The organism is uncultured Psychromonas sp. (assembly GCF_947489755.1).
Lineage (GTDB): Bacteria > Pseudomonadota > Gammaproteobacteria > Enterobacterales > Psychromonadaceae > Psychromonas.
Genome location: NZ_CANLFB010000010.1, coordinates 118,538 through 126,356 on the forward strand (window position 1 = coordinate 118,538; position 7,819 = coordinate 126,356).

7 protein-coding genes and 2 tRNA genes are annotated in these 7,819 nt (G+C 35.4%); 6 read left to right on the top strand and 3 right to left on the bottom strand.

The features are described 5' to 3' along the window. Positions 1-118: 118 nt before the first annotated feature. A complete protein-coding gene (locus tag Q0794_RS07850) occupies positions 119-1,372 on the top strand; it encodes a PAS domain-containing methyl-accepting chemotaxis protein (RefSeq protein ID WP_298941181.1) in 1,254 nt (417 codons plus the stop codon). A gap of 274 nt (positions 1,373-1,646) precedes the next feature. Here Q0794_RS07850 and Q0794_RS07855 read toward each other — a convergent pair whose 3' ends face one another. Both Q0794_RS07855 and gloB read right to left on the bottom strand, forming a co-directional pair. Next, positions 1,647-3,257: a LysM peptidoglycan-binding domain-containing protein gene (locus tag Q0794_RS07855; RefSeq protein WP_298941182.1), complete on the bottom strand. Its 1,611-nt coding sequence runs from the start codon at positions 3,255-3,257 to the stop codon at positions 1,647-1,649. 55 nt (positions 3,258-3,312) lie between these two features. Beyond that, complete coding sequence (gloB, locus tag Q0794_RS07860) at positions 3,313-4,080, bottom strand: hydroxyacylglutathione hydrolase (protein WP_298941183.1); 768 nt, start codon at positions 4,078-4,080, stop codon at positions 3,313-3,315. Between the two features lie 41 nt (positions 4,081-4,121). On the opposite strand from gloB, the gene Q0794_RS07865 reads away from it, so the two are divergent. Continuing rightward, entirely contained in the window at positions 4,122-4,856 is a 735-nt protein-coding gene (locus tag Q0794_RS07865; protein ID WP_298941184.1) for a methyltransferase domain-containing protein, read from the top strand. A 24-nt stretch (positions 4,857-4,880) separates the two neighbouring features. Here the strand turns inward: Q0794_RS07865 and rnhA are convergent, their stop codons facing one another. Continuing rightward, positions 4,881-5,342 carry a ribonuclease HI gene (gene rnhA / locus Q0794_RS07870; RefSeq protein ID WP_160060362.1) on the bottom strand — a complete coding sequence of 154 codons (462 nt, stop codon included), beginning with the start codon at positions 5,340-5,342 and terminating at the stop codon, positions 4,881-4,883. 92 nt (positions 5,343-5,434) lie between these two features. Between rnhA and dnaQ the strand changes: the two genes are divergently transcribed. The 4 genes from dnaQ to Q0794_RS07890 all read left to right on the top strand — a co-directional run bounded on the left by dnaQ (position 5,435) and on the right by Q0794_RS07890 (position 7,819). Next, positions 5,435-6,151, top strand: a complete 717-nt coding sequence (gene dnaQ / locus Q0794_RS07875) for a DNA polymerase III subunit epsilon (protein ID WP_298941185.1) — start codon at positions 5,435-5,437, stop codon at positions 6,149-6,151. Continuing rightward, a complete protein-coding gene (locus Q0794_RS07880) occupies positions 6,142-7,452 on the top strand; it encodes a hypothetical protein (RefSeq protein ID WP_298941186.1) in 1,311 nt (436 codons plus the stop codon). The genes dnaQ and Q0794_RS07880 overlap by 10 nt, the downstream gene beginning before the upstream one ends. A 143-nt stretch (positions 7,453-7,595) precedes the next feature. Next, positions 7,596-7,672, top strand: a tRNA-Asp gene (locus Q0794_RS07885). Between the two features lie 73 nt (positions 7,673-7,745). Beyond that, positions 7,746-7,819: transfer RNA gene (locus Q0794_RS07890), tRNA-Asp, on the top strand.

Consider the following 7,819-nt stretch of genomic DNA (forward strand, 5'->3'; position numbering starts at 1 on the left):
TTTATATAAATGAAGTTAACTATTTACAGTTTAAAAAAAGTATAAAGATCTTATGCTTATTAGCGGAAATTAAATGTTTAACACACAAATAAAAAATGAACTAAATAAATGCTAAACAATGCTTAAAGAGTCGAACTCTATTATCGATTCAATAAAGCAAAGTGTAGCAACAATAGAATTTACTCCAAATGGAGACATTCTTGACGTAAATGATCTATTTCTAAATATAACTGGATACCAAAGAAATGAAGTTATCGGCATTCATCATTCGAATATGTGTATTCCAGAATACACCAAATCAAATGAATACCAGTCTTTTTGGAAATTACTAAGACAAGGCGAAGCTAACAAAGGCACGTTTATGCGAAAACATAAAAGTGGTGAAACTATTTGGCTTGAAGCAACCTACTTTCCTATTATTGAAAATGGTCATGTAACCAAAATAATGAAAATAGCGACAGATGTAACGGATAAAAAAATAGCATCTATGTCAAAAGAAGCCGTTTTTACTGCCCTTGATAAATCACAAGCAATTATTGAGTTCACTCCTCAAGGTCATATTCTTAATGCTAATGATAATTTTTTAAATGCTGTTCAATATAATTTAAAAAATATACAAGGAAAACACCATCGCATATTTTGTGAAGAGTCCTTTTATAAAGAAAACCCAACGTTCTGGGAAGACTTACAACAAAACAATTTTAAAAGCGGTCAATTTCTAAGAAAAGATGCACATGGTAATGATTTATGGTTGGAAGCAACTTATAACCCAATTATCGATAGTAATAATAACGTCATTAAAGTCATAAAATTTGCCAGTAATATTACACACAATATTGAACGAGAAACTCTGGTAAGGAATGCTTCAACGATTGCTCATGAAACGTCATTAGAGACCGTAGAAATGATTGAGAAAGCATCAGGTATGTTAGCCTCTTCAGTTAAAACATCAGCCGACATTTCAGATAAAACAATTAAAACAACAGAACTAATAGAAATGCTCAGTGAACAAGCCGATAACATTCAATCAATGGTCTCAATCATCAAAAGTATTGCGGACCAAACCAATTTACTTGCATTAAATGCAGCAATTGAAGCGGCAAGGGCTGGAGATCAAGGGCGAGGTTTTGCAGTTGTTGCTGATGAAGTGAGACAACTTGCTTCTAGAACAACTGAATCTACTAAAGAAATATCAGAGGTTGTTGCCAATAATCAAGAAATAACAAAGAACGTTCAAGAAGGTATTAATGCAGTGTCTGAATATGCAGAGAAAGGCCGTGACCAAATAAGTAAAATAGAAACCGTCATGAATGGTATTCAATTAGGCGCTCAAAATGTATCTCAAACAATCGATAGCTTAAGCAAAGCGTAAAATATTCTGTTGAGTATTGAAGTTTACTAAAAAAAGAAGGCAGTCATAAAAACGGTGTTACAGCTTCTACATCAAATAACCTACCTTCTTCTACGCCAAATGACGACATTACAAATCAATAAAAAAGCACTGATTAGATGATCTACTCAGTGCTTTTTTAAAAGTAAATTTTTTATTACTTAGTATTTACAATACTAGTCATCACTAAACTAATTACGTGTATATATTTAAAAAATGAAGCCTGTAATATTGTTTTTATTACAATCTCCAAACATTAAGCACTAGTATCTCTAACATCAACCAACACTTTTAGTTTTTGTCCTGACTTTATATATTTACTGTTTTTAATATTATTCCAACGTATTAAATCAGCTGTTTTAACATTAAATTTCTGCGCTATTTCACCCAAAGAATCACCATTGCGAACTTGGTAAGTAATATGACGTGTAAACTGTTTTGAATCAGCGACAGTAGCGGTCGACACAGGCTGCCAAATAATCAATTTTTGACCTAAACGTAATGTTTTTTGTGTTTTAAAACCATTCCATTTAGCGATTTCCTTCGACGTCACTTTATATTCTTGGCTAATATCCCAAAGCGTATCCCCTTCGATAACGTTATGAATAACCTTTTGGTTTGTATTACTTTTTTTAGAAGCTTCAACCTCAAATTGTTTTGCTTGTAAAGACAATGCCAATTGTTGTGATTTACTGGCAATAGGAATTAAAAGAGGCTGCCCTATTTTAATAAATGAACTGTCTAAATCATTTATCTGTTTTAGTACTTGCGTTGTTGTTTGGTTATTTCGTGCAATGACACTCAAGCTATCTCCAGCTTTAACGAGATAACGGTCCCAACGAACACGTTTATTGATATCAATCTTTGAAAGCTTCTCAGCAAAGTCTTCTGCAACAGAGCTTGGTAATAAAAGCTTATGGGGGCCATTCGGCGAAGTAGCCCAATGATTAAAAGCAGGGTTCAATAACTGAAGTTCCGATAGGCTTAAATCAGCTAACTCCGCGGCATAAGCCAGATCCATTTGAGAACCTATATCGACATAAGCTAATGCTTTTTGATTTGAGATATGTGGCAATTCGACATCATATTTTTCATGATTACGAATAATATCAATGAGTGCTAAGAATTTAGGTACGTAATTTTGAGTTTCTTTAGGCAGCGATAAACTCCAATAATCAACAGCTTTACCTTCTTTTTTATTTTTTCTAATTGCTCGCTCTACTCTGCCTTCCCCTGAATTATAAGCGGCAAAGGCATACAGCCAATCCTCACCTAAATAACGATGCAAAATTTGCATATATTCGAGTGCGCCACGTGTCGATGCATAAACATCTCTTCGTCCGTCATACCACCAATCCTGATGTAAACCAAAACGAAGTCCTGAGGCTGGCATGAATTGCCATAAACCAGACGCGCCAGCATAAGAGTAAGCAAAAGGGTCAAACGTGCTTTCTACAACAGGTAACAATGCAAGCTCAAGTGGTAAGTCATTGGCTTCTATTTGTTCAACAATCAACCAAAGAAAAGGTTCTGCTCGTTTTGATACTCTTTTTAAGTAAGAAGGATGATTTAAATAATAATCACGTTGTATCGCAACACGAGAATTATCAGGCACTTCAAAACTAAAACCTTCAGCTAACTTTAACCATAAATTGTCATAGGATTTATCAATCACAGGACCAAGTTGCTGTTTAGTTTCATTTTCAACTAGGTTAGTTTTAGTTAATGCTCCGTCACTAGAGTCAGCAACTGTTTTTTTAGTGTTGTTTACTCCATCTGAAACTTCAATGAATTCGGGTGCTTGTGAAGTAGTACTTTGACAAGCACTCAACAACACAATAAGAAATAAAGGCAAAAAAAGTTTCATAATATGACCATTTGCAAAATTAAAGTGCGTATTCTATGTTTTTTTAATCATGCAATCAAAAATGATCTTTATAAAGACGAAGCTCTTTAAAGCATTGTAATCCTGACGTAATTTTTTTAGCTAAGATATTTTGTAAGTTATTAACTAACGCCTCATCATCAAAACGTAAAAAAGGATTCACTAATTTCTGACATTTAATCGTAGTTGGGATACTTGGCAACCCTTGCTGACGTAATTTACTAACTTGTTTAATATAAGCAATCAGATCACTATTATGAGGATCAACATGCAACGCAAAAATAAGATTATTTTGTGTATATTCGTGCGCACAATAGACTTTCATATTTTCGTCTAAAGTCGCTAAACGAGATAATGCATCAAACATTTGCAAGTGAGTTCCTTCAAAAACACGACCACAACCAGCTGAAAACAACGTATCTCCACAAAATAACATTTCCTCATTAAAGTAAACGATATGGTCAAGTGTATGACCTGCCACCTGCCAAACGTTAAACGTTAACTTGTTATCAAAAAAAGAAACTTGGTCACCTTCATCAACTAAATACATATTTTCAAATAAAGGCGTTTTACCGAAAACCTTAATTTGTGGATTGTCTGACACAAGATCTTTTACGCCACCAGTATGATCATGGTGGTGATGAGTAATAATAATCGCTTCAATCGTTAAGTTTTGTGCCGCTAATATTTCTAGGACGGGCGTTGCGTCACCAGGATCAACAACAACACATCGCTGGCTTTGACTATCTTTGATAAGCCAAATATAGTTGTCATCAAAGGCTGGAATGGTTAAAACACTAAACATAATTTATCTCAACTTTTAAAATTTGGGGGATGGAGGCATCTATGAAAATAGCAAAAACATCACGCATCTTAACTCCGATTACTGATTGGTTACAGTTAAGTAATGGTGAACATTTACAAGCGCATACTCAACATCTCGTTAATAATGCCATATCTCGTTGTTTTGGCTATCACCTATTAAAGTTAGGGAACTTAAGCACACAATTAAAAACCAATAAATGTCCGATTCGACATCAAATAAATTGTGCGGAAGATGGTGTCGACATTGGTTTAAAAAGTGACTTACATGATTTACCTTTTCAAGACTCAACGATTGATTGTTGCATTTTGGTCCATGAGCTTGATTTTTCGAGCGATCCCCATCAGTTATTACGAGAAATAGATCGTATATTAACCTTAGATGGCACGTTAATTATCAGTGGTTATAACCCTTACAGTTTTTTTGGATGCCGTTCACTATTCACGCCTCAAAACACCCAAACTGCACGTCTATTTTCACCGAACCGTGTCATCGATTGGTTACATTTATTAGGATTTGAAATAAAACAAAAACAACACTTTGATTATATTTCAGCACAGCCTGAAGGCCCCTTGTTGTCATTAATAGAAAACATAGGGCAACGCTATTTATCTTTTTTCTGCAGTGTTTATTTTATTGTAGCCAAAAAACGTTGTACGCCGATGACACCGGTAAAATCTAGTTTCGAATTCAGAAGAACGATTATTAACAATCAGCCAGTTGCTACAAAGCAATCTCATACAAAAGAATTAAACTAAACGTAAACTAAAATAGATAAGCAACTAACCATCAAAGCCTTCATCAGGCTGAGTCGGGTTTGCTTCTGCGGCTTCACGAGCCAAGTCATCACAACGTTCGTTTTCAGGATGTCCTGAATGCCCTTTAACCCAATGCCATCTAACCGTATGTTTCTCCTGGGCTGCATCTAGCGCTTTCCATAAATCAACATTTTTTACTGGCGCTTTAGCGGCTGTTTTCCAGCCGCGTTTTTTCCAATTATGTATCCATTGTGTGATACCTTGGCGCACATATTGACTATCAGTGGTAACATCGACCTCACAGACTTCCGTTAAACTTTCTAAGCCTTTTACACAGGCCAACATTTCCATTCTATTATTAGTCGTTCTTTCATAACCTTCTGACAATTCACGACGGTGTTCGTTAAACACTAAAATAGCACCATAACCACCTGGACCTGGATTACCAAGACATGAACCATCTGTATAAAGTTGAATTTTTTTCATTAATATCATCACATAAATTTTGTTAGACTAGTCAGCAGAGATTCTGCAAATTAAGCAGCTAAAATACGCAACAACTATAAATAGAGATGTCTATGAACACAAGTAAACTGACCCGACAAGTTGTATTAGATACTGAAACAACCGGTATGAATAAAGATGGACTCATTTATGTGGGGCATCGCATTATTGAAATCGGTTGTGTAGAAGTCATTAATCGTCGTTTAACTGGTCGTCATTATCATGTTTATGTGCAACCCGATATGTTAATTGATCCAGAAGCAATGGCGGTTCATGGGATTACTGATGAATTTTTATACGATAAACCTCGATTTTCAGAAATTGCCGACGAATTTATTGATTTTATTAAAGGTGCCGATTTAGTTATCCATAATGCGCCCTTTGATGTGGGTTTTATGGATCAAGAGTTTCGTTTTTTAAATAAAAAGACACAACCCACTGAAGAAATCGCCACAGTAACCGATACATTAGCAATGGCGAAGAAAATGTTCCCCGGTAAGCGGAACAATCTTGATATTTTATGTGACCGTTACGGTATCGATAATAAACATCGTGTATTGCATGGGGCGTTATTAGATGCGGAAATCCTCGCCGATGTTTATTTGCTCATGTCAGGCGGTCAAAAAGATTTAAACTTAGCCAATAATGAGTCAGGTAAAAATGATACGGGTCGACGTTCACGTCAAAATTTATCACCTTTATCTATCATTCATGCCAATCAAGAAGAATTAAAAGAGCATGAATCACGTTTAAATTTAGTAGAAAAATCAGGGAGTTGTTTGTGGCGATAATTAAGAAAAAGTGGATAGCATTCACATTACTGATATTCACGGTAATGAGTTCAATGGCACATACTATTTATGCACCCAATGATATCCCTTTACTTGATAACCGCTTTAGAATTGATCCTAACACTGAACAAGTCACTATTATATTAAACCACCCATCGCATGCACAAAAAGTAGTATTAGTTAACCCTGATGGTAGCAAATGGTATGCACAGCGCCATCCACCAGAGACTGTTGGGTGGTTTAATAATCGAAATCAAGACATTATTACAATACAAAACCCGATGCCAGGGCCATGGCAAGCGATCGCTTCTTTAAACGGTAAGAACCGTATTCAGCTATTAAACCCAACGACTTTAAAAGTAGAGAAATTACCACTCAAAGTTTATAACAAGGAATACCTTACTTCTTATATTTCTTTGATAAATGATGGTCAGGTAATGACAGATAAAGATTTACTGAATAATGCACGTTTAACCGTGTCATTAATTAACAGTGATAAACAAACGAACGACAGCCAAAAGTCAATTGCGCTGTATAAAGATGATGGGCAATCTTATGACTCATTACCATTTGATGGCAAGCTCAGTACCCGCTTATTTATGGATTTAACGCCAGGGCGTTATTTAGTAAACATTAGAACTAAAAATAATATTTTTATACGTAGTTATAATGCCGATATGATCGTTTTCCCTCAACCACTTGGCTATAAAATAAAACAATCAAATAATAACAAAAGTAGTGCAGAGTTTACTTTTGTAGTTGACCCGTTAGAAATAGACCCAAACTCAGTGGTGATAGATAGTTTAATAACGGATAGTAGCGGCAGTAATACAAAACAATTAATAGTACATCTTGCCGACCAAATATTAGAGAATGATACAACAACGCTTAAAATAGAATTACCCTATAAAAAATATACCTACTCAGGTGAAGTATTTGCAACAACGGTGGATGGTCGAGAATTAAGCTTTCAACTACCAGAATATGAATTTGAAGTGGTAAGCGCTCCACTCGATATAATTGATAACCCAATAACAAGCTCAGCAGCAGAACTCACTGTTACGGAATTAGAATCAAAAACGATTGAAGAAGAAGAAATAGAAATAGCAGATACATTTCAATATTTATGGATTTTAGTATCGATTCTAATTGTAATCATCATCATCAGTATCTTTGTCGTGTTATTTATGCTCAAAAGAAAGCAAAAGAAATTATTAGAAAATGGTGAACTATCATTAGATGATATTTCGACAGAACCTTTAAAACCATTAGAAATAGATGAAAATGATGTTAAAAAATAAACGCTATGAGCATAAAATAAGCAGTTAGACGTTTTAGCTTGTAAATATTGTGTTTTTTTGTTTTTCGTTATTGACTCAGTACCTGCAACTCCGTATTATCTGCGCCTCAACAGAGTTGCATATTATGTAACGTTGATTTTGCTGGAGTGGTAGTTCAGTTGGTTAGAATACCGGCCTGTCACGCCGGGGGTCGCGGGTTCGAGTCCCGTCCACTCCGCCAATACTTACTTTTAAAGTTTAGAATTGGCAATACTATCTAGCAAAATCTAAAGTTGAACTGATGATTATCACGTGGAGTGGTAGTTCAGTTGGTTAGAATACCGGCCTGTCACGCCGGGGGTCGCGGGTTCGAGTCCCGTCCACTCCG

What these genes read in the sequence shown, in the direction of transcription:
- Q0794_RS07850 (WP_298941181.1), top strand. Translation starts at nt 119, where the DNA reads ATGCTTAAAGAGTCGAACTCTATTATCGATTCAATAAAGCAAAGTGTA.
- Q0794_RS07855 (WP_298941182.1), bottom strand. Translation starts at nt 3,257, where the DNA reads ATGAAACTTTTTTTGCCTTTATTTCTTATTGTGTTGTTGAGTGCTTGT.
- gloB (WP_298941183.1), bottom strand. Translation starts at nt 4,080, where the DNA reads ATGTTTAGTGTTTTAACCATTCCAGCCTTTGATGACAACTATATTTGG.
- Q0794_RS07865 (WP_298941184.1), top strand. Translation starts at nt 4,122, where the DNA reads ATGAAAATAGCAAAAACATCACGCATCTTAACTCCGATTACTGATTGG.
- rnhA (WP_160060362.1), bottom strand. Translation starts at nt 5,342, where the DNA reads ATGAAAAAAATTCAACTTTATACAGATGGTTCATGTCTTGGTAATCCA.
- dnaQ (WP_298941185.1), top strand. Translation starts at nt 5,435, where the DNA reads ATGAACACAAGTAAACTGACCCGACAAGTTGTATTAGATACTGAAACA.